The organism is Weissella paramesenteroides, assembly GCF_036327715.1.
GTDB lineage: Bacteria > Bacillota > Bacilli > Lactobacillales > Lactobacillaceae > Weissella > Weissella paramesenteroides.
In genome coordinates, this window is record NZ_CP130559.1 from 838138 (window position 1) to 860931 (window position 22794).

General features: G+C 37.8%; 24 protein-coding genes. 21 read left to right on the forward strand and 3 right to left on the reverse strand.

The features are described from left to right. Position 1: 1 nt before the first annotated feature. The 3 genes from QRX23_RS04080 (at position 2) to QRX23_RS04090 (ending at position 3635) form a co-directional block, all read left to right on the forward strand. Entirely contained in the window at positions 2-520 is a 519-nt protein-coding gene (locus QRX23_RS04080) for an adenine phosphoribosyltransferase (protein ID WP_040760251.1), read from the forward strand. 117 nt (positions 521-637) lie between these two features. Next, positions 638-1678, forward strand: coding sequence for a hypothetical protein (locus QRX23_RS04085; RefSeq protein ID WP_140836936.1), 1041 nt, complete (start codon positions 638-640; stop codon positions 1676-1678). Then, positions 1659-3635, forward strand: coding sequence for an LTA synthase family protein (locus QRX23_RS04090; protein ID WP_330156015.1), 1977 nt, complete (start codon positions 1659-1661; stop codon positions 3633-3635). The genes QRX23_RS04085 and QRX23_RS04090 overlap by 20 nt, the downstream gene beginning before the upstream one ends. 51 nt (positions 3636-3686) lie before the next feature. Here the strand turns inward: QRX23_RS04090 and QRX23_RS04095 are convergent, their stop codons facing one another. Further along, positions 3687-4748, reverse strand: coding sequence for an acyltransferase (locus tag QRX23_RS04095; RefSeq protein ID WP_330156016.1), 1062 nt, complete (start codon positions 4746-4748; stop codon positions 3687-3689). A 127-nt stretch (positions 4749-4875) separates the two neighbouring features. Here QRX23_RS04095 and QRX23_RS04100 point away from each other — a divergent pair, with 127 nt between their 5' ends. Together QRX23_RS04100 and QRX23_RS04105 are read left to right on the forward strand one after the other, a co-directional pair. Beyond that, entirely contained in the window at positions 4876-5463 is a 588-nt protein-coding gene (locus QRX23_RS04100; protein WP_330156017.1) for a sugar O-acetyltransferase, read from the forward strand. A 144-nt stretch (positions 5464-5607) separates the two neighbouring features. Next, on the forward strand, positions 5608-6273 hold the full coding sequence (locus QRX23_RS04105; RefSeq protein WP_002827398.1) for an MgtC/SapB family protein: 666 nt from the start codon (positions 5608-5610) through the stop codon (positions 6271-6273). Positions 6274-6339: 66 nt separating this feature from the next. On the opposite strand, the gene lexA is transcribed toward QRX23_RS04105, so the two are convergent. Then, on the reverse strand, positions 6340-6915 hold the full coding sequence (gene lexA, locus QRX23_RS04110) for a transcriptional repressor LexA (protein ID WP_330156018.1): 576 nt from the start codon (positions 6913-6915) through the stop codon (positions 6340-6342). A gap of 135 nt (positions 6916-7050) precedes the next feature. Here lexA and QRX23_RS04115 point away from each other — a divergent pair, with 135 nt between their 5' ends. Beyond that, the gene (locus QRX23_RS04115; protein ID WP_002827396.1) at positions 7051-7305 is read left to right on the forward strand and encodes a DUF896 domain-containing protein; all 255 of its coding nucleotides are present in this window, start codon (positions 7051-7053) and stop codon (positions 7303-7305) included. Positions 7306-7377: 72 nt separating this feature from the next. Then, positions 7378-7614, forward strand: a complete 237-nt coding sequence (locus QRX23_RS04120) for a YneF family protein (protein ID WP_002827394.1) — start codon at positions 7378-7380, stop codon at positions 7612-7614. 112 nt (positions 7615-7726) lie between these two features. Here the strand turns inward: QRX23_RS04120 and QRX23_RS04125 are convergent, their stop codons facing one another. Beyond that, a complete protein-coding gene (locus tag QRX23_RS04125) occupies positions 7727-8359 on the reverse strand; it encodes a lysophospholipid acyltransferase family protein (RefSeq protein ID WP_330156019.1) in 633 nt (210 codons plus the stop codon). 87 nt (positions 8360-8446) lie between these two features. Here QRX23_RS04125 and QRX23_RS04130 point away from each other — a divergent pair, with 87 nt between their 5' ends. From QRX23_RS04130 to QRX23_RS04195, 14 genes are all read left to right on the forward strand, one after another. Beyond that, entirely contained in the window at positions 8447-9211 is a 765-nt protein-coding gene (locus QRX23_RS04130; protein WP_330156020.1) for a tRNA1(Val) (adenine(37)-N6)-methyltransferase, read from the forward strand. Beyond that, positions 9204-9491: a GIY-YIG nuclease family protein gene (locus QRX23_RS04135; protein ID WP_002827391.1), complete on the forward strand. Its 288-nt coding sequence runs from the start codon at positions 9204-9206 to the stop codon at positions 9489-9491. The genes QRX23_RS04130 and QRX23_RS04135 overlap by 8 nt, the downstream gene beginning before the upstream one ends. A gap of 146 nt (positions 9492-9637) precedes the next feature. Next, on the forward strand, positions 9638-10414 hold the full coding sequence (gene rpsB / locus QRX23_RS04140) for a 30S ribosomal protein S2 (RefSeq protein ID WP_040760244.1): 777 nt from the start codon (positions 9638-9640) through the stop codon (positions 10412-10414). Between the two features lie 177 nt (positions 10415-10591). After that, positions 10592-11473, forward strand: a complete 882-nt coding sequence (gene tsf, locus QRX23_RS04145; protein ID WP_002827389.1) for a translation elongation factor Ts — start codon at positions 10592-10594, stop codon at positions 11471-11473. Positions 11474-11493: 20 nt separating this feature from the next. After that, complete coding sequence (pyrH, locus tag QRX23_RS04150) at positions 11494-12216, forward strand: UMP kinase (RefSeq protein ID WP_002827388.1); 723 nt, start codon at positions 11494-11496, stop codon at positions 12214-12216. 4 nt (positions 12217-12220) lie between these two features. After that, complete coding sequence (gene frr / locus QRX23_RS04155) at positions 12221-12778, forward strand: ribosome recycling factor (RefSeq protein ID WP_002827387.1); 558 nt, start codon at positions 12221-12223, stop codon at positions 12776-12778. Between the two features lie 197 nt (positions 12779-12975). After that, positions 12976-14085, forward strand: coding sequence for an LCP family protein (locus QRX23_RS04160; protein WP_002827386.1), 1110 nt, complete (start codon positions 12976-12978; stop codon positions 14083-14085). 233 nt (positions 14086-14318) lie between these two features. Then, positions 14319-15503 carry an ammonium transporter gene (locus QRX23_RS04165; protein ID WP_330156021.1) on the forward strand — a complete coding sequence of 395 codons (1185 nt, stop codon included), beginning with the start codon at positions 14319-14321 and terminating at the stop codon, positions 15501-15503. A 473-nt stretch (positions 15504-15976) separates the two neighbouring features. Further along, entirely contained in the window at positions 15977-17794 is a 1818-nt protein-coding gene (gene glmS / locus QRX23_RS04170) for a glutamine--fructose-6-phosphate transaminase (isomerizing) (protein WP_259704925.1), read from the forward strand. 111 nt (positions 17795-17905) lie between these two features. Beyond that, the gene (locus QRX23_RS04175) at positions 17906-18736 is read left to right on the forward strand and encodes an MYG1 family protein (protein ID WP_330156022.1); all 831 of its coding nucleotides are present in this window, start codon (positions 17906-17908) and stop codon (positions 18734-18736) included. Between the two features lie 113 nt (positions 18737-18849). Beyond that, positions 18850-20067 (forward strand): CCA tRNA nucleotidyltransferase, encoded by a 1218-nt coding sequence (locus QRX23_RS04180; RefSeq protein WP_330156023.1) that lies wholly within the window; start codon positions 18850-18852, stop codon positions 20065-20067. A gap of 6 nt (positions 20068-20073) precedes the next feature. Further along, on the forward strand, positions 20074-21975 hold the full coding sequence (locus tag QRX23_RS04185) for an ABC-F family ATP-binding cassette domain-containing protein (protein WP_206213685.1): 1902 nt from the start codon (positions 20074-20076) through the stop codon (positions 21973-21975). A gap of 1 nt (position 21976) precedes the next feature. Next, positions 21977-22489, forward strand: a complete 513-nt coding sequence (locus QRX23_RS04190; protein ID WP_206213684.1) for a dihydrofolate reductase — start codon at positions 21977-21979, stop codon at positions 22487-22489. 78 nt (positions 22490-22567) lie between these two features. Next, positions 22568-22756: a YjzD family protein gene (locus tag QRX23_RS04195; protein WP_040760232.1), complete on the forward strand. Its 189-nt coding sequence runs from the start codon at positions 22568-22570 to the stop codon at positions 22754-22756. Positions 22757-22794: the final 38 nt, after the last annotated feature.

Sequence of the window (22794 nt, forward strand, 5' to 3'; positions counted from 1 at the left end):
ACTGATGTTGGATTTGAATGACTATATTGCCTCTATTCCGGATTTTCCAGAAAAGGGTATAATTTTCCGTGATATTACGCCACTCTGGGGCAATGCAGAAGCATATGCAGAAGCTACGCACCGCATTGCACATTTTGCAAAGATGCGTGATGTTAACGTTGTGGTTGGTCCAGAATCACGTGGTTTTTTGGTTGGAGCACCAGTAGCTAATGAATTAGGAACTGGTATTGTCTTAGCTCGCAAGCCAGGTAAATTACCACGAGAGACAGTTAGTGAAAAATATACTCTAGAATATGGTGAAGCAGCCTTAGAAATGCATAAGGATGCGATTAAGCCAGGAGATAAGGTATTAATTACTGATGATTTACTTGCAACAGGTGGTACGATTGCTGCGACAGTTAAGTTGGTTGAATCATTAGGTGGTGAAGTTGCAGGGCTGGCATTTATGATTGAATTGAATGACTTACATGGGCGCGAAAAACTTGCAGGTTATGACATTTTATCGTTGATGGATTACTAAAATAAGAAAAATTTATGTTTTGTTTTTGAAATATGATTTATAATACTTTTAAGTAATTAAGGGAGCCGGGTTTATTTTTATCCGACTCCTTTATGTTTTTATATAGGAGCATCTGAAATGGTGATGAATAATAAAGATAGAACGATACAAATACTTTCAAGTTTTTCATTTATGATGTTAATTTTTATTAGCATCATAAACCCACAAAATCATAGTATTTTGTATCATTTTTTCACATGGTTAACATGGCCAACTATTTTCTTTATTGCTGGTTATAGTATTGATGTTAATTTAAAAATAGGTCAGTCTATTTTTTTAGCAGTTAAACGTTATTTGGTTCCATACCTTTCTGCTGGATTGTTGATGATTGTAATGAATAAAGTAGTTCAACTCCTTCAATTAAGTACATGGTTGAATACACCATTTCCCGCAATGCGTACTGGATTGAAGGCCTTATTATATGGGAATGGTTCGCCTGTTGTTACGATTTTTGGTTTTTTTGATACAGGTATCGGACTTCTTTGGTTATTAATAGCTTTATTTACTGGTACACTGTTAATGATTTTTATTTCAAAAATAAAAAAAATGTTTTGGGCAGTTTTAATCATTATTTTGCTTGGTGGGCTAGGCTTTTACCTAGCTACTTTTATTCAAATACCTTGGTCATTGGAATCGGCATTGATTGCCTTACCATTTATGCTTTTCGGTGTTTATTATCAAAAATTAGACAATTGGTCAGCTGGCCCAGCGACAGTTTTAGCTGCTTTAATCGTTGATTTGACGATGTCAGCTTCAACAGGCCTAGATATGATTGTTGCCTACACACCATTTTGGATTTTAGGAACGTTAACTGGTTTGATTAGCTTAGCAGGAGTAATTGTTGTAGCAAGTAGCTTGACAAAAAATTCTGCACTTACCAATTTATTCGCTAAAATTGGCAGCTATTTAAGTTTAAATCTAGTCGTGTTTATATTTATTAATACAATGATACCGATAAATAATTACATTGGCGGGCTGTTACCCACAGGAATGTTAAGCTTTATCATAATTTGGTTAATCATGTTAATTATTAGCACTGTGATTAAGTTTGGTTTAGTAAAAATTTTAAAGACATTTAGTGGGCAAGAGGGTGAGTTAGATGAAAAAGTTTTTAAGTAGAAAACAATTTAGTGGACCGACGTTCAATAATTGGATGAAATTTTTAATCATCGGTCTTGTTTTAAGTGTGTTAACAACTGTTGTTTTACAATTTACCATGTATTTTCAAATTTGGGGAAGATTTGACCAAACTTTAAATCTTGGGCAGGCTGTTTTAACATCTATTAAGTTCTTAACACGTGCTCAGGCATTGTTTACTATTGTTACCTGTTTAATCTTATTCATATTTATTGTGGTACTGGTTAATCGATTATTTGTTGGGATTGCTATATATTTGACAATTGCAGTAGTAACTTTTATTGCCGAATATATGAAAATGAAGGCACGAAACGAACCAATCTTGTTTAGTGATATGTCTGAAGTTACCGCTGTTGGCGGTTTAACACAGATGGTTGATAAAAACTTGTTAATGCTTGCTATTGTTGGTATTGTCGTTGTTTTTGTTGGCGCAGGATTATTGGAATATTGGCTCCATCGTAAGAGATCAGGTCGCTTTGCAGAATCTATCAAGCGAATGATGATCAAACAGACTGGGACAAGAATTGCTATTCTATTGGTCAGTTTCTTAACCTTAGCATCTCCATTTATTGCTAATGCTGACCAAAATCGTGCTTTATTGGATCATTTTAAGTATCAGTGGCAGAGCTTTAATACAGGTGAAGATGCTATGCTTAATGGTCCAGTGATGACTTTTGTTTCGAATATTTCGAGCGTTATTATGCGCCAACCATCAGGTTATTCGCAAAAATCAATGGCTGCTTTGCAAAAAAAGTATACAAAGTATTCAGAGACATTAAATAAAACTCGGCAGGATAATCTTAAAGGACAAACAGTGGCTTATATTTTGAGTGAGTCATTAACAGATCCTGATGATGTACCTGGGTTAAAATACAAGGGAACTGATGTCTTTAAAAATATTAAACAGATTCAAAAGAATGCAGTCTTCTCAGGTAAAATGCTGTCTTCAGGTTACGGTGGTGGAACGGCTAACATTGAGTATATGACTTTGGCAGGATTCCCATTAGCAACTTATGCACCAGAAATGGTGGTGCCTTACACACAATTGGTACCTGTTGCTCATGACGTACCTACAATTACTAACTTGTTCCAAGATCGAGAAGTGATTCATCCATATGTTGGTACGTTCTATAACCGACGAGATGCCTATAAAAAAATTGGTATTCAAAAGTTTTATACAACGGATGGCAATCAATATAAGTATCCTGAAAAGTATGTGAAGTCGGTTGGTTCTAAAAACAATTATCCTGCTGATAAATATTCTTATAAATACTTAACAAAGAAAATTACGTCAGCGAATAATAATCAGTCGCAATTCATCCAGTTGATGACAATGCAGAATCATATGCCTTATTCTGCAAATCAATATCCTGATAGTAAATATAAAATGTTAGAACCAGCTGTTACTGGTAATACAAAAGAAACTGTTGAAAGCTATATTGCTGGTGTACATTATACAGACGTCGCAACGAAGAATCTCATTAATAAATTAGAGAATATTTCACGACCGGTGACACTTGTCTTTTATGGCGATCATTGGCCAGGTGTATTCACATTTGTTGATCAGGACAAGCAACAAGAACGATCTCATGAAACGGACTACTTTATTTATCAAAATAAGGCTGCTCGTGAAAAGAGTCATGCAAAAACAGATCACAATCAACGTGCTTATGCATCACCAAGTGATTTTCCTGCATTAGCATTAGAAGCCACAAACAGCAAATTAACGCCATTTTACGCATTGCAAACGAAGGTAACAAAGGAACTACCAGCATTTGCTAATTACACGCGTGGCGAATTTGTAGATAATAATGGTCATACTTTAAAGACAAAAGATTTAACTAAGAAGCAAAAAAAGCTATTACATGAATTTAAGTTAGTTCAATACGATTTAAGTTCTGGTAAGCATTATCTATCAAAGAGTTTTACAAAACACTAAAATAAAGCATCTTGTCACTAATGAAAAGTGGACAAGATGCTTTATTTTTTATCAGAGTTTTTTTAGTGGGAAATTTCGATCAACGAATAATTGATAGATAAACTTTATTTTTAGTAAAATCCATGTGAAAAAGGTTGTATATAAAATTCTCGCTAGCATTAAACCAATGTAAGCAATCAGACTGTCCTTTAAGAACCAAGCTTGTGATTGGAAGAAATGCATTATTTCAGAATCTAATAGTCCAATGTCCATTGAATGGATGCACAGAAGAACTAGTGAATATTGACCTACATAGCTCAGCAAATTAGCCAATTTTTGCCAATGTTTTTCAATAAAAAAAGCGATACCTAAGAGGACAACAGCACTACCGATACCACCTAAAACTGCCATTAGCATGTTATCTGCTAAACCGCGATTTAGTTCGTATGTACCGCTAGTTGCACTCATAATCCAAAAGACTAGGCCGACTATTAAAAGAGGAAGATTGGTAAAAACTTTTTTTTCTGAATATTTTTTTACAATCTTTGCTAACCAGTAGCCAAATAGGTAATAAATTTGAACTTCTAATGCAGCTTGTATAGACCAAGGAAAGTAAGCATACTGAGCTAATGTATAACCAGTGCCAAATAAAATGATGACAATAATGAAGCGGATAAATTCTTTATTTGATTTCATTAACAAATGGAAAATGATATTTGCGATGAACATCGTTGGCAGGAACCAGACAGCGCCTGCATGTGAACTTAAGTCAAAGCCAAATGGTGAATGGGCAGTTGCGCCATTTCCATATATGAGTGGTAGTAACGTTTGAAAATTTAGATAATGAATATGTTGGATAAATTCACCAATAATCGTTCTCAATCCGATATAGAGAATGGTAACAATAAAAAAAGGTATTAGTAATGTATTAATTCCAGTTTGGATGACATCTTTCATTTTTTTTGAATGATAGAAGTAACCAGAGATAATAAAGAATACTGGTAAGTTTGCGGCAAATAAAAAATTAGATTGCCATGTTCCCCATAAACCAGTCATTGAATGGCCGATGATTACCAGGTAAATCGCCATTGCACGAGCAATATCAAAGGAGAGATTTCGTTTAGACGTTGTCATATAATTGCCTTTCTAAAATAAAACTGATAAAAATAATGTTATCATTTAAATCCGACTTTCACAATTGGTCACGGTGACGAGACTTATGTTAGAATTAGACAGTTCATATACAATAGGGGGCTATTAAATGAAAACTGAACGAGAGATTATGTTGTCAGCTAATTTGTATGATTCAACTGACAAAGAATTAATTGCTTTGCGAAAGGCATGTAAGTGGAGGGTTGCCTTGTACAATCAGGTTGCTCATGAGGAAGAAGATCAGGTCCAGGAGCTACTATCAGAAATATTTGGGTCAGTTGGTGAGGGAAGTTACATTGAGCCAGACGTTTATATAGATTACGGTAAAAATGTCTATATTGGTGAAGCTTTCTATGGGAATACTGGATTAACGATATTAGATACGTGTGAGATACATATTGGTGATCACGTGATGATTGGACCACGTGTAAGTTTAATTACAGCCGGACACCCCATTGATGCTGGTGTCCGGACACGTGGACTAGAATTTGGTAAACCAATTAACATTGGCAATAATGTTTGGATTGGCGCCAATGTTTTTATTGGACCTGGTGTCACAATCGGTGATAATGCGGTTATCGGTGGTGGAGCAGTTGTTGTGAAAGATGTTCCTGCCAATACGGTAGCTGTAGGGAATCCGGCTAATAACAGCCGAAGATCAAGATTATTGGGAACAGCAAGAACAATCGTATTATGATGATCGAAAAAATTAGGTAACTAAGTGCTCTGATAGCGGTTTAATTTCTGTTATCAGAGTCATTTTTTTGGTTAAATAGAAAGTATGAAATAAATAACGTCACCGATCAGCTAAATCTCAGGCGTTATTTGGGATGGAGGTAAAATGACAACTAAAGAATTATTAATTCGTCTATTATTAGCAACTCTGGCAGGCTTATTAATTGGTATTGAAAGACAAACTAGATCGAAATCTGCCGGTCTACGAACTCATGCAATTGTTAGTTTAGGTGCAGCGTTAATGATGATTGTTTCACAATATGGCTTTGGCTCTGTTTTAGGCATGCAAAATGTTAACCTCGATCCATCACGTATTGCTGCCCAGATTGTTAGTGGTATCAGTTTTCTAGGTGCAGGGATGATAATTGTTCGTAGCCCAGACTTTAATGTGATTGGTGGACTAACGACGGCAGCTGGTATTTGGACAACTGCTGGTGTGGGGATGGCCATTGGGGCCGGTTTGTACGAAGTGGGCTTTGCAGCGACATTTATTATCGTTATTTTGCAACTGGCATTTCATTATTTTAATGATTTTAATTTGCGCCAGTCATTTTCGATTAGAGTTTACTTGAAAAAAATTGATGATGTGAAAAAACTACGTAATTACCTAGAAGAGCAGCACATTTCAAGTAAGGTCTCTAGTTTGAAAAAATCGTCAGAAGGATTGACAGTGAATTTAGCTTTATCAACACCAAGGAATTTATCACTTGAGGACGTTGGTCAGATGATATCTGATACTGATATTGATTTAAGTTGGGAAATGGGTCTATAGCAATCAAATACCCTAATGAGTTGATAGATTAGGGTATTTGATTGCTTTATTAGGTATTTTCTGAATTTAATTGATATGATTGCGGTAAATTCCAACGACGCGGCCAAGAATAGTAGGATTTTCAATAATAACAGGTTTTAAATTACTATTCTCTGGTTGTAGCCGGCAATGAGTACCTTCCTTGAAATAGCGGTACACGTTAGTCATTTCATTAATTTTAACAACAATAATATCACCATTGACAACGGATTTTTGCTTTTTAACAATCAAATAATCATTATTTAAAATACCAATATTGAGCATGGTGTTACTGTGTTGCTGTAGGATAAAAGTATCATCATCGAATGAAAATAAATTTTGTATTGTTATATTAGTGATTGGCTCTTTCGTTTCATCATTATGATAATCCTGATTTAGTAATGACATGCCTTGTGGTGTTACCTTGATTGCGCGAGTCTTTTCAGCATCCTTAGTAATCAAGCCCTTTTTTTGTAAGCGGTCTAGGTGACCATGCACGGTTGAGGATGATGCTAGACCAACTTTTGCTCCAATTTCACGAATAGTAGGCGGGTAACCACTGGTTAACTGTTTTTCATATATATATTGTAGTATCTCTAATTGCTTTCTAGGCTTTTTTGTCATACGTTAGTTGCTCCTTTGTAACTACTGAATATTGTACGACAAACATCTGCTCATATGTACATCAGTTAATACAAATATTATTAATCAAAATATGTTAAAATGGTAACATTAAATTCAAAAAAAGGTGGAACTAGCATGGTTGAGACAGATCACATGATGGCTGTTCGTTCACGAATTAATGAATTAGCAGCAAAAGCAAAATCTCCAGAAGGATTAACAAAGGATGAAGTTGCCGAACGTGCGGATTTGCGGGCTGAATTTTTGGATAATTTTAGAAAGTCCTTTCGTTCTCAAGTAGAAATGCTACAAGTCTACGATGAGAATGGCAATGAAGTAACTCCTGAAAAAGTAAAGAAAATTCAGCGTGATAAGGGATTACGTGATAATTAATCGTTCGGGTAGCTAGTCAAACGGCATTTAGTTCGCTATAATGATGTTTGAATATATTTTTGGAGTAATAAAATGAGCACAACAATTTGGATTTTTATTGTCGTTCTTGCCGCGGTAGTTGGCGCTGTCGCTGGATTCTTCATCGCACGTCGTTCAATGGAGACGTACATCAAGAATAATCCGCCAATTTCAGAAGAAATGATGAAATCAATGATGACATCAATGGGACAAAAGCCTTCTCAGAAGCGTTTGAACCAGATGATGGCACAAATGAAGAGTCAAGCACAAACTTCTTCAAAAAAGAAGTAATGTGTGAAAAAAGTTGAGTTATCAATACTCAACTTTTTTTTTGCAGTTATAAAAAAGTTGGAACAAATCCTTCTGTCCCAACTTCTCTATAATTATTGATTAACTACTTGATTTATTCTTTGTTCTTCGGATTTGGATCAACATAAACCCAATCAGGATTAATTTCATCATCTAGCTTGTCAAAAGCTGCTTGTAGAGTATCACCAAATTCAGCGGTATTTTCTTCATTTACTTTGATACGCTTATCAATGTAAATGGGATCACCAAATGCCATTGTGACATTCTTGCGCTTGAATAAACCAGAAAACTTTACTGGTCCTTGATAAACGATTGGTACTAATGGTGCACCAGAAAGTTTCGCAATCATTAAAGCGCCACCTTTCATTTCTTCAGAATGGCGACTACCAGATGGAAACATAATCAAACTTAGGTCAGTCTTTTTTAAGTTCTTAACTGGTGTTTTAATGGCTGATGGACCTGGATGGTCACGATCAACTGAAAAAGCATTGGCATGGACAAGAATCCAGCGTAAAATAGGATTCTTGAAAAGCTCTTTTTTAGCCATAAAGCTAAATTTATGTGGCCAACCCGCTAGAGCAAAAAATACAGGTTCCCACCAAGTACGATGTGGACCAACTAAAATATAGTTGCCCTCAGGTAATTTGTCTGTCCCTAGCAGTTTGTAGCGACCATTGATAAGCCAAACAATTCCCGCAGCGACATAACGTATGAATGAATAGAACATTTTGTTCATCCTCCCTAATAATAACGCCTTATTATCCCACATAACAGGCGTTTTTGGCAAACGATGGTGAACGATAAGGAGAAAAATATGAAAGTTGAACTGTTACCTGATGAACGTATCGATATGCTATACAATGACGACGTTCACATCATTCAAAGTAAATCGGTTTTTTCATTTTCACTGGATGCAGTATTACTGGCCAACTTTGCTGAACCCCGGAAAAATGGTCGGGGTTTGACAGTGGATCTTGGTGCCGGGAATGGTGCGGTGTCATTATTTATGGCGCACAAAGTTTCTGGTCAAATTATTGGTGTAGAAATACAAGAACGTCTAGCCGATATGGCACAACGATCAGTTATGATGAATGACCTAACTGATAAAATTCGCATTATGAATGCAGATATGCGTGATATTTTCAATGACATTCGCCCAGGGTCAGCAGATATGGTGGTATCAAATCCACCTTATTTTTCGATTGATAACGAGCATACAGTCATGCATGAAAATAAACATTATGCGATTGCACGCCATGAATTGATGGCAGATTTGGATTTAGTAACATATACTGCTAAGAAGTTGTTGAAAAATAAGGCACATTTTTTCATGGTTCATCGACCTGATCGTTTGTTTGAAATTTTAGAGTCATTACAAAAAAATCATTTATCACCAAAGCAAATTCAATTTGTCTATCCTAAAGTTGGTGAACCAGCTAATATCGTGTTAATTGATGCAATCAAAGACGGTAAATTAACAGGAGCAAAGATTTTACCACCGATTGTTACCCATAATTTAGATGACACCTATACAGATGCTGTCTGGTCAATTTATGAAGGGCGTCAGCAGCATGGATAAACCATATTATATGTACGTGTTATTGACTGCGGATAATATGCTTTATTGTGGGTTTACGGATGATGTTGGTAAACGTCTAGCCACTCATGAAGCAGGTAAGGGGGCAAAGTTTACTAGACCAGCCAAACGACACCCACTGAAACTGCTTTATGCGGAGGCGTTTACGACGAAACATGATGCATTGCATGCAGAAGCTATGTTTAAGAAGCTTACTCGTAGCCAAAAAGAGAGATTTCTATATGAACACCATGTGCCAGAGTTTGAGAAAAATTTTGGTTGACATATTGCATAAAACTGAGTAATATTAATTATTGGTTTTATACCAAAAATACACACTAGTTCTCAATAGTTTGACGGGTGCCCCTTTACCGGGTCGCCAGGCTACATGCGAGGCTAGGCGGAAAAAACATTTGGAGGCAGATACTCATGGCAGTAATCTCAATGAAGCAATTGCTTGAAGCTGGTGTACACTTCGGACACCAAACTCGTCGTTGGAACCCAAAGATGTCAGATTACATCTTTACGGAACGTAACGGTATTTACATTATCGATTTGCAAAAGACAGTTAAGTTGGTTGACCAAGCATATAACTATGTTCGCGATGCAGCTGCTGATGGTGCAACGGTATTGTTCGTTGGTACTAAGAAGCAGGCACAAGACTCAATTGCAGAAGAAGCAACTCGTGCAAACATGTTCTACGTTAACCACCGTTGGTTAGGTGGAACTTTGACTAACTGGAAGACTATCCAAGCTCGTATTGCTCGTCTAAAGGAATTGCGTGCAATGGAAGAAGACGGTACTTTCGATCGTTTGCCAAAGAAGGAAGTTTCATTGCTAATCAAGCAACGTGAGAAGTTGGACAAGTTCTTGGGTGGTATTGCTGATATGCCTAAGATTCCTGATTTGATGTTCATCGTTGATCCTCACAAGGAACAATTGGCTGTGCAAGAAGCACACAAGTTGAACATCCCTATCGTGGCTATGGTCGATACTAACGCTGATCCAGATCAAATTGACGTTAAGATTCCATCAAACGATGATGCAATCCGTGCCGTACGTTTGATTACTTCAAAGATGGCAGATGCTATTATTGAAGGTAACCAAGGTGAAGATGCAGTTGAAGAAGCTGATTTTGCAGCTGAAGGTGACAAGCCTGCTTCAATCGAAGAATTGACTGATCTTGTTGAAGGTAAGAAGAACTAATTATCTTTTGACAAATAGCAAAAAAGCTTATTCCAATTTACGGAATAAGCTTTTTTTGCGCTCTACGCAAAACTCATGTAAAATGATTACTAGATATCTAATATGTGTATAGAAAATCGTTATATTTTCGTGTATACTAGTTGAGATAAGATTTAGCATATACAAGGAGACCATAAAATGGCTATTACTGCTTCACAAGTTAAAGAGTTACGTGAAAAGACTGGCGTTGGAATGATGGATGCCAAGAAGGCATTGGTTCAAACTGATGGTGATATGGACAAGGCAATTGATGCTTTGCGTGAAAAGGGAATGGCAAAGGCTGCTAAGAAGGCCGGTGCTGTTGCTGCTGAAGGAATGACTTATGTTGTTTCAAAGGACAACAAAGCTGCTATCATCGAATTGAACTCTCAAACTGACTTCGTTGCTGGCAATGCAGAATTTAACGAATTGTTACATGCTGTTGCCAACGCAATTGTTGAATATGCACCAGCAAATGTTGAAGATGCTTTGGCACTAAAAGTTTCTGAAGATCAAACATTAAATGACATGATTATTCACACAACACAAATCACTGGTGAGAAGATTACACTACGTCGTTTTGCAGTTGTTGAAAAAGCAGAAGGTCAAGTATTTGGTACTTACTCACATATGGGTGGTCGTATTTCATCACTTGTATTGTTGGATGGTTCAGATGAACAAGTTGCAAAGGACGTTGCAATGCACGTTGCAGCAATTGCACCAAAGTACGTTTCAGCTGAAGAAGTGCCAGCAGAAGTTTTGGATCACGAGAAGGCCGTTCAAATGAAGTCAGAAGACTTAGCAGGTAAGCCTGATAACATCAAGGAAAAGATGGTTGAAGGACGTTTGCACAAGTTCTTGGCAGAAATTGCATTGGTTGACCAACCATTCGTAAAGGGTGACGGTAAAGAAACTGTTGCTAAGTATGTTGCAAGCAAGAACAGCAAGGTTGTTTCATTCGTTCGCTATGAAGTTGGTGAAGGAATCGAAAAGAAGGCAAATGACTTTGCTGCTGAAGTTGCAGCTCAAATGGGTGAATAGAGACCGAGGCGATTAAAATAATGGCAGATGTAAAGTACAAACGAATATTGTTAAAGCTCTCAGGTGAAGCTTTGTCCGGTGAGCGTGGGTATGGTATTGATCCAGAAACTGTTAACAATATCGCAGCGGAAATCAAAGAAGTTTATGAACTAGGTGTTGAGATTGCAATCGTTGTTGGTGGTGGTAACCTATGGCGTGGTGAAGCTGGTGCAAAGTTGGGAATGGAACGTGCACAGGCCGACTATGTTGGTATGTTAGGTACAACTATGAACGCATTGGCATTGCAAGACGCACTTGAATCACACGATGTTCCCACACGTGTACAAACTGCTATTGAAATGCGTCAAGTTGCTGAACCTTACGTTCGTCGAAAGGCAGTTCGTCACTTAGAAAAGGGACGTGTTGTGATTTTCGGTGCAGGTACTGGTTCACCATACTTTTCAACGGACACAACTGCAGCCTTACGTGCCGCCGAGATTAATGCTGAAGCTATTCTAATGGCTAAAAATGGCGTTGACGGTGTATACAGCGACGATCCTCGTAAAAACCCAGACGCAACGATGTTTGAAAAGCTAACGCATAAAGACATTATTGCTAAGGGGCTTAAAGTGATGGATTCAACTGCTTCAACACTATCAATGGATAACGATATTAATCTGGTGATTTTTAACATGAATACATCTGGCAATATTAAGCGTGTTGTCTTGGGTGAGAATATCGGAACAACCGTGGAGGTAGATTAGAATTATGGCTAATGCAATTATTGAATCAGCAAAAGAGCGTATGAGCAAGGCTGGTGATGCATTACGTCGTGAATTAGGTAATATCCGTGCGGGTGTTGCTAATCCATCAATTCTACGTAATATTACAGTAGAATACTATGGGGCAGAGACACCACTTAATCAATTAGCATCGGTAACTGTACCTGAGGCACGTGTATTGTTGATCACGCCCTTTGATAAGTCTGTTTTAAAAGGGATTGAGCAATCTATTTTTGCATCTGATTTGGGATTGACTCCAGCCAACGATGGGTCAGTTATTCGCTTGGTAATTCCAGCTTTGACTGAAGAAACTCGTAAAGATTTGGCTAAAGAAGTTAAGGCAGAATCAGAAAAAGCAAAGGTTGCTGTTCGAAATGTTCGTCGTGATGCGATGGATGATGCGAAGAAAGCATTAAAGAACAACGACTTATCAGAAGATGAAGCACACAATATTGAAGATGACATTCAAAAGGCAACGGATGCTGCCATTAAGAATGTTGACGAAATTGCGGCTGAAAAAGAAAAAGAATTGTTGACTATCTAGTTGATGGTTATTTTCTAAAAAGAATTGGGAACAAATCGTTCTCAATTCTTTTTTATATCTTAATAAATTTGTTACTTATTCATTGGTTTATTTGTGTATAATGCTTTATAGGTGGAATATACTACACAAAATAATGCCTGTTTCAGGAGTAGGAGTGTCAACAATTTTTATTTGCTGGCAAATAGGGAGGACAAATCATGGATGATGAGCAAAAGGTATCTCGCTCAGAACGTGGTAACAAAAAAGGTAAAAAGAAATCGCATAAGGTACGTAATACGATTTTGAGCCTTTTGTTACTGATCATATTAGCTGTGGCTGGTCTATTCGGTTACGCATATATGCAAACCAAGGGTGCCATTGATAAATCATACGTTGCGCCAAACATAAAGAAGGCACGTGATGTTTCAAGTGTCCTTAATGATGGCCGGCCAATTTCTATTTTGTTGTTGGGTACTGATACGGGAGAATTAAACCGTAACTATAAAGGTCGTACGGATTCGATCATGGTTTTGACGATCAATCCAAAAACAAACAAGACAACAATCATGTCAATACCACGTGATACATTGATTGCCATTGTTGGATATGAAAATACATTCCCACAAAAAATCAATGCGGCTTATTCATATGGTTCAGCGGCGACAACGATTAAGACAGTGCAAAAGTGGTTAAATATTCCAATTGATTACTATGCATTGGTCAACATGGGTGGTATGGAGAAGGTTGTTAATAAAATTGGTGGTGTCACAGTAACATCACCACTAACATTCAACTTTAACCCAGATACGGCACATTCTACAGGAAGTAATTTGTACAGCTTTACTGAAGGATCAAGTACGTATTCACATAATGGCAAGACTTACTCAAAAATGAATGGTAAAGCAGCCTTAGCATTTTCTCGTATGCGTTATAATGATCCGCAGGGAGATTATGGTCGTCAGACACGTCAACGACTAGTTTTGCAAGGTATTATTGAAGCTGCGAAGAATAATCCAACAAAACTATTGGACTCAGGATTCTTAGATTCAGTTTCATCCTCAACACAAACGGATTTGACCTATAATGATATGATTACAATTGCTCGTAAGTATGCGAAAGCAGCTGGACATATTTCAAATGATCATATTCAAGGTACAGGGTATAGCTTGTCATCAGGTTCAACCGAAGTTGTTTCAAGTGATGAACAACAACGTGCAACCAATGTCTTGCGCAAGTCATTGGGTCTAAAAGCTGCACAAACTGGACCACTTTATGGTGGCAATGTTTCAGTATCTGAAATGAGTTCAATCGGTGTACCAACAAATTAATATAATTGTTAGAAATAAGAGGTTGCATACTTTCTCTATCCCAACTTCGTTTAAAGGACGTCAATCTACCGAATGCAAATAGGTAGATTGACGTCCTTTTCAGTCTATAATGACTAGCTATGACTATTTGTCTAGACCACCAAATGTTAGCATTGTTAACACAATTTATTACGTTCGCCGGGTATGTGCTTATACTGATGTTAAGTTATTTCAAGAAAGCGCAGGTGAGAAAAATGAATGGTGCAGATGTCGCATGGGTGTTAGTAAGTGCAGGATTGGTCTGGTTAATGGTGCCTGGATTGGCGTTATTTTATGGTGGTTTAGCAGAAACACGGACAACGGTTAATACATTGGCAATGGTTATGATTGCGATTGCAGTTGGTGGTGTCGTTTGGTTCACAGTTGGCTATTCATTAGCCTTTAGCGGTTCAGGACCTATTATTGGTAACCTAGATGCAGCATTTCTTCATAATGTCTCTATGACAAAGAGTACACGAGGTTTAGGTATCTCAGATGGTCTATTTGCACTCTTTCAAGGAATGTTTCCAATGATTACTATGGCAATTATTGCGGGTTCAGTTGTTGGTCGTATGAATTTTAAGGCATTTATTTTGTTTTTAACTGCTTGGATGTTGCTAGTTTATGTCCCATTGGCACACATGATTTGGGGCGGCGGAATTTTAGCACAACATGGCGCCCTGGATTTTGCTGGTGGTGATGTTGTTCATATTTCATCAGGTGTGTCTGGTTTGGTCCTAGCTTTAATGATTGGTAAGCGGCGAGTGAACACTGATACGTCAGGAAACAATTTATTAGCAACAGTTATTGGTGGTGGCTTACTCTGGTTTGGTTGGTTTGGTTTCAATGCTGGTTCTGCCTTAGCAGCCGATGGCGTTGCAATTGTTGCTTTCACAAATACAAATATTGCGGCAGCTTTTGCTATGCTAACTTGGGTTATTCTTGATTTTATCTTGTTCAAGCGCGTACGTATTTCCGGAGCTATTTCTGGAGGTGTGGCAGGATTAGTTGTTATCACACCAGCTGCTGGATTCGTGCAACCAGCTAGTGCGATGATCATGGGAATTATTGTTGCTATTGGTGCTTATTTTGCAACAACTGTGATTAAGTATCGATTGGGATATGATGACACACTAGATGCTTTTGGATTGCATGGTGTTGGTGGTGTCATTGGTGGTATTTTGACCGGTGTCTTTGCTTCAAAGCCATTGGCTGGGAAATCAGTTAGTTGGCAATTAATGGGTACCCAACTTGGGGCAATCTTGGTAACAATTGTTCTAGTTGTTGTCTTAACATTTATTATTGCGAAAGTTGTTAACTTGATTACACCATTACGAGTTGATGAAGCTGTTGAAGAAGACGGTCTAGACTATGACCTTCACGGCGAAGTCAATGCATAATTTATTGACTTTTTAAGGTAAATAGTTTAGTATTAGTCCACAGGTTAATATTACAGTAATGTAAAGATTATCTTTACATGAATTAAATGAAAAAGGGAGGTAATTTTATGTTCGGAATGAATATGTTGAACAAGAAAGTTGATCGCGCTGTTCGTGCATATAAGAACATGGATATTCAGCGCCACCCTAAGGCTTGTGAACATCACAAGGCTCACTAATTTGGCGATGATTATTAAAAAATAAAATTATTTTTTACTGACTGGAACATATAATAATGTTTCAGTCTTTTTTTATGATAATTTCGCACATCAATAAAATCTATACCAATTTAGACCAAATAGATAGTTAAACGTTATAAATTCATTGACTGATACAAATTAACGCGTGATAATGGTCATTGTACTTAAAATAAAAAACAAAAAAATACTATACCATTAGTGGAAACGTTGTATTAGTTGTATAAGGAGAAAAATATGTTCTGTGGAATTGTTGGATTTACTGGAAATAATTACCAATCAGCACCTATTCTATTAAAAGGATTACAAAAGTTAGAATATCGTGGTTATGATTCTGCTGGCTTATATGTAGCAGATGAGGCCAATGGCACAGATCAACTAGTTAAGGAAAACGGCCGTGTTTCAGAACTAGTAAAACTGGTTTCAGAGAAAAATGTCAAGGGAACTGCCGGTATTGCACATACTCGTTGGGCAACTCATGGTGTGCCTTCTGTAGCAAATGCGCATCCCCATGTTTCTGCGGATGGTCGTTTTTACTTAGTTCATAACGGTGTGATTGAAAATTATGCAGAATTGAAGCAAAATTATTTATCAGACGTTCAGTTTGCATCAAATACTGATACAGAAGTTGCTGTACAAATGATTGATAAGTTTGTGAAGGAAGGCGAAACAACTGTTAACGCACTTAAGAAGTTAATTGCATTGATGGATCGTAATTCAGCCTATGGTTTCTTGCTAATGGATCGTGAAGAACCTGAACGCATGTATGTTGCTAAGCAAAAGTCACCTTTGTTGATTGGTATCGGTTCAGATTTTAATGTCGTTACATCTGATGCCGTTGCTATGCTGGATCAGACACATGATTTTATTGAATTACATGATGGTGAAATTGCCATCGTTGATCCAGACAATGTGCAATTATTCGCTGCTAATGGCGATGCAATTTCTCGTGAGGCTTTCCATCTAGATATTGATGCAACTGAAACAGATAAGGGTGCCTATCCATTTTATATGTTAAAAGAAATCGATGAACAACCTGTTGTGATTCGACAATTAATTTCACGTTACTTACCTAAGGATGGTCAGCCACAAATTGGTGAAGGAATTGTGAAGGATATGTTAGCAGCGGATCGTATCTACATCGTTGCTGCTGGAACTTCATATCATGCAGGACTAGTTGGGGCACGGCTCTTTGAACGTTGGGCTGGTATACCGACAGAAGTTCATGTGTCATCAGAATTTGCTTATGAGCAGCCATTATTATCAGAAAAGCCATTCTTTATTTTCCTATCACAGTCTGGTGAGACGGCAGATTCACGTGAGGTTTTGCAAAATATCAATGCCCAAGGTTTCAAGTCATTGACATTGACTAATGTTGAAAAATCAACACTATGGCGTGAGGCAACTTACGCTTTGCCGCTACTTGCTGGTCCAGAAATTGCTGTGGCATCAACGAAAGCATATGTTGCACAAGTGACTTTGCAGGCTATTTTGGCATATGCTTTGGCAGACCGTGAAGCGTTAAATCTAGATTTAGAACAAGAATTATCAAAGATTGCCATTGCTATTCAGGGAATTATCGATGATAAAGAGCAGCTGCAAGAAGTTGCAGAGGAAATGCTTGTACCAGCACACCATGCATTTTACATTGGGCGTGGTGTAGATTCAGCAGTTGTATTGGAAGCTGCCTTGAAATTAAAGGAAATTTCATATGTTCAGACTGAAGGATTTGCTGCCGGAGAATTAAAGCACGGTACATTAGCCTTAATTGAAGAAGATACACCAGTTATTGCTGTAATGACCCAACCACGTTTAGCTGGACTGGTTCGTGGTAATTTGGCTGAAACACAAGCTCGTGGTGCGAAAACTTATACGATTGTGACACAAGCTATTGCCAAACCTGAGGATGATTTTGTACTACCAGATATTAATGAATTGTTGACACCGTTGGTTAGTGTCGTACCAACGCAATTGTTGGCTTATTACACATCACTTGGTCGGGGATTAGATGTTGATCATCCACGTAATTTGGCTAAGTCTGTTACTGTTCAGTAAAAAAGTAATCTGAAATGTTTAACGTTGATTTGTTTCGGCAAATCAACGTTTTTTATTAGCAGATGACGTGTACAATAGAGAGTAGGAAAAAGGTAATTTGGAGGACTAACGATGTATAAAAACTTAGTCACACATAATGGAAAGTTTCACGCAGATGATGTCTTTGCGAGTGTTATCATGACACAGCTTTTCCCAGAATTGACAATCATTAGAACACGTGATGAAGTCGTTACTGATGATCATCAGAATTTTGTCTATGATGTTGGTGGTGGTGAATTTGATCATCATGGCATTGACGATACTCGTCAGCATCAAAACGGGGTACCAATGGCTGCGTTTGGGTTAATTTGGCAAACTTTTGGTCAACAATATATTGAAAAATTAGTTCCTGACTTATCAGAAGAAATTATTAAGTCTGTTCATCGTCATATTGATAGTAGCTTTGTTATTGGTATCGATGCATTGGATAATGGTGTTTCCGAATACCAAAGTGAAGTCTTTACAGTACCGGATGTGATTAATGACTTCTATGAAGAAGATGATGAAACAAATAGTTTTAATCATGCAGTGGTTTGTGCGACATTAATTTTGGAAAATCGGGTCAAAAAGACAGTAGCTAAGCAAATCGCACAACAGGCGGTTATTGAACAAGCCACATTCGTATCTAATCAAATCTTATTATTACCAATTTCGGGACCTTGGAAAGATTATGCTGAGCAATTTGATCAATTAGTATTTGTTGTATTACCTAGAAAAGACGGTAATTGGATGATACAAGGTGTTCCAGTAACCCATGGCAGTTTTGAAGTTAAGCATGCGATTCCACAAGTAAAAGAAGATGGTATCGTATTTATACATCGCACTGGTTTCATGGCAGTCGTAGATACACAAGAACATGCATTGCAATTAGCCCAGCAAGTACTGGATGGGCGGGAAAACTAAAAATAAATGAATGTTCGTTCATTTATGAGTCGTGCATTCTATGGTGTACACGATTCATAAAAAGATTAAGGTGTCTGGTATACTGAGTAGTAGCAGAAAAAAGGAGGCCCAACATGAAAATAAATAAAATGCCATTGGAGTTTATTGAGGCATTGCCGATTTTAGAAACGATAGAAAATGCGGGTTATGAGGCGTATTTTGTTGGTGGATCGGTTCGTGATACATTGCTCAGTAAACCAATCCATGACGTTGATATTGCGACCTCGGCTTATCCTGAAGAAATTAAGAAAATATTTAATCGTACGGTAGATACCGGTATCGAACATGGGACGGTTATGATTCTGGATCATGGCACTGGTTATGAGACAACCACATTTCGAACAGAATCAACTTACACAGATTTTCGTCGCCCAGATGAGGTGAAATTTGTTAGATCCTTAGATGAAGACTTAAAGCGACGTGATTTTACGGTTAATGCACTGGCTTTAACAAAAGATGGTGAGGTCATTGACTTATTTGGTGGTGTCCAGGATATGTCAGCTAAAGTATTACGAGCTGTTGGCCGACCTGAGGAACGTTTTCACGAAGATGCATTACGCATGATGAGAGCAGTGCGTTTTGCTGCCCAATTAGACTTTAAAATCGATCCTGATACGCAAAAGGCGATTGCAGAAAACGCACCATTGCTAGCAAACATTGCTGTGGAACGGATCAATGTTGAATTTAGTAAACTCATGCAGGGAACTGCAGCTAGCTATGGTTTAGTTGAAATGATTAAAAGTGGCTTGAACGGATTTATGCCGGGGTTATCAAGCACAGATCAGGATCTAGCTGCCTATGCTGAATTATTACAAATTGCGCAGCCTGCTGATGATAACCAAGCTTGGTCATTACTATCTTTCGAGCTGGGATTAAATCCACAGGATACGAGTAAATTCTTAAAGCTATGGAAGCAACCAAATGAAATGATTCAGACGGCAAAGTCAGTCATTACACTGATGAATAAACTGCGTCTTGGTGATGTTAACGATTGGGATCTTTATCAAACACAGGATGCCATCACGACAGCTTTAGCTACTGTCAAAATAAGTGAAATTAGCGCTAATGTTGACAATTTGTCAATGCGCTATCAAGCATTACCTATTAAACATAAACAAGAATTGGCCATCAATGGTGGTGAACTAGTGAAAAGTTTGCATCTTGCACCTGGACCATTATTTGGGAAAATATTAGCTGACTTAGAGCATCGGGTTGTAACTGGTGGGCTAGTGAATGAGCGAGCGGCTTTATTGCACGCTGCTGCTGAGATTGTAGAGAAAGAGAAGAAATAATATAAAATGAAGCAATTAAGGGCAACAGATCTACATAGTGTCTATGGTGAAAAAACACTGTTAGACAAAGTGTCATTTTTGATTGAGACAGGTGACCGTGTGGGAATCGTTGGTGTTAATGGTACAGGTAAGACAACGTTATTAAATGCTGTTTCAAAAGTTGTGCCTGCTGATAGTGGTCAAATTGAAACACCAAATGACTACACGATTGGCTATTTACAGCAAGAACCACCACTAGATGAAAATAAAAAAGTGATGGATGCCATTTTTAGTGGTGCCCAACCAGTCTTTCAGCTAATTCGTGATTATCAAGCGGCACTAGCTGAATATTCCGAAAATCCATCTGATGAAAAGCGGCTTTCTCGTTACACTAGACTAGAACAACAAATGACGCAACAAGATGCCTGGTTAGCTGAGTCTGAAGTTAAAAATATTCTGACACAATTACACCTACCAAACTTGGACTTACAAATATCTGCACTATCTGGTGGCCAACGTAAGCGTGTCGGCCTTGCTCAAGTGCTTATTCAGGCACCAGATTTATTGTTATTAGATGAGCCCACGAACCACCTTGATTTTGATTCAATTGCGTGGTTGGAGAAGTATCTAGCTAATTATTCCGGTGCCGTCATGACAGTGACTCATGATCGGTATTTCTTAGATAGTGTCACCAATCGTATTTTTGAGTTATCATTTGGAAAACTCTATGAATATCATGGTAACTATGAGAAATATGTTACTGCCAAGGCTGAACGAGTTAGTGCTGAAGCTGTTGCAGAACACAAATCAGCACAGTTATACAAAAAGGAATTGGCTTGGATGCATGCGGGTGCGAAAGCCCGTTCTACCAAACAAAAAGCTCGCGAAAATGCCTTTGCAGAATTAGCGGCACAACAGGGAACTCGTCAGGTTGAAGGTGAAGTTTCAGTCAATCTTGGACAAACGCGTTTAGGTAAAAAAGTTATCAATATTGACCATGCAAATTTGGCGTTTGATCAATTAACGATTTTAAAAGATTTCAGTGAGTTGGTGCAAGGTAATGAACGGATTGGTATCACCGGACCAAATGGTTCTGGAAAATCAACCCTTTTAAATGCGATTGCAGGGCAGCAGCCGCTAGATAGTGGTGTGATTGAAATTGGTGAAACCGTTAAAATGGCGTATTATACGCAAATTACCGAACCAATACCAGAAGATAAGCGAGTGCTTGCCTATTTAAGTGAAGTCGCTGAAGAAGTTACGGATTCGGATGGTAATCACATTTCGGCTGCTGAATTATTAGAGCAATTCTTATTCCCACCATTCATGCACGGTACGTTAATTCGACAACTTTCTGGTGGTGAAAAGCGCCGGCTGTATTTACTGAAATTGTTAATTCAACAACCGAACGTATTACTACTAGACGAGCCAACGAATGACTTAGATATTGGTACCTTAACCGTTCTTGAAGATTATCTACGATCATTTGCAGGTACGGTGATAACTGTTTCTCATGATCGGTATTTCTTAGATAAAGTAGCTAACAAACTGTGGATATTTAAAGGACATGGTGAAATCACACGCTACAATGGTAGTTTCAGTGATTATTTGGACACGTATGGTGCACCAACTCTTGATGTAAAGGCTACTAAACCAGTTGCTGAAGTAGACGAAAAGGTCAATAAAAAACCAGTTCCTAAAAAGAAAAAGTTGACTTGGAATGAGAAACAAGAATGGGCAACTATCGAAGATGATATTGCCAATTTAGAAAGTAAAATTAGCGCTATTGAAGAAGAAATGAATATAAGTGGTGATGATTTTACAAAATTAGCGGATTTGCAAAAAGAATTAGAGCAAACAAATGACGCATTAGAAGCAAAGATGATACGATGGGAAGAATTATCTGAACTTGTAGAAGGTGGTGCATAAGATGGCTGAGAAAAACTTAATTTGGGCACAAACACTGGATGGTACGATTGCTATTGATGGACATATACCTTGGCATCAAAAGGCTGATTTACAATTTTTTAAACAATCCACTATTCATGAGGCAGCACTAATGGGACGCCATACAATGGCTAGTTTTCATGGTCGTCCATTGCCTGAACGCTTAAATTTAGTACTGACAAGAAATCATGATTTGGAAGTTCCAGAGGGCTTTCAAAAAGTTTATAGTGTTGCTGAAGCCGAAAAGGTCGCTGATAATGCTAACTTGAAGTTGCAAGTTATTGGTGGTAAACCAATCTATGAAAGTTTCATGGATACAGCAGATACATTATATGTGACCTATTTACAGACAGATTTTTCTGGGGATGTTAAAATGGCACCAGTTGATTTAACTGTCTGGCAAGGTGAAGTGATTGATCAAGGACCTGCCGATACAGATAATGATTATGATTGGCGATTAGTGAAATACACAAGGCAACAGATTTCTGTGAATTAATTAACATGTGACAAATTGGTTGCTGAGGCGTAAAATGATGGAGTAAAACATTTTGGCGATATGCTAAGAGGTGTCAATATGAAGTATGTTGTAGCGTTTGTTTGGACATTTGTTTTGGGAGAAGTACTTGGTTACATTGGTAGTGCGCTTGAGAGTGCAACTTACAATGCAACCATGACTTCTTTGTTCTCTGTGGTTATCGGTATGATTGGAACAATTGCTTATGTTGCAATTTCAAAATCAGCTGCGCCTCACGTAGAAAAATAATGACCATTAACAAGCTAAGTATAAGGAGATCACCATCA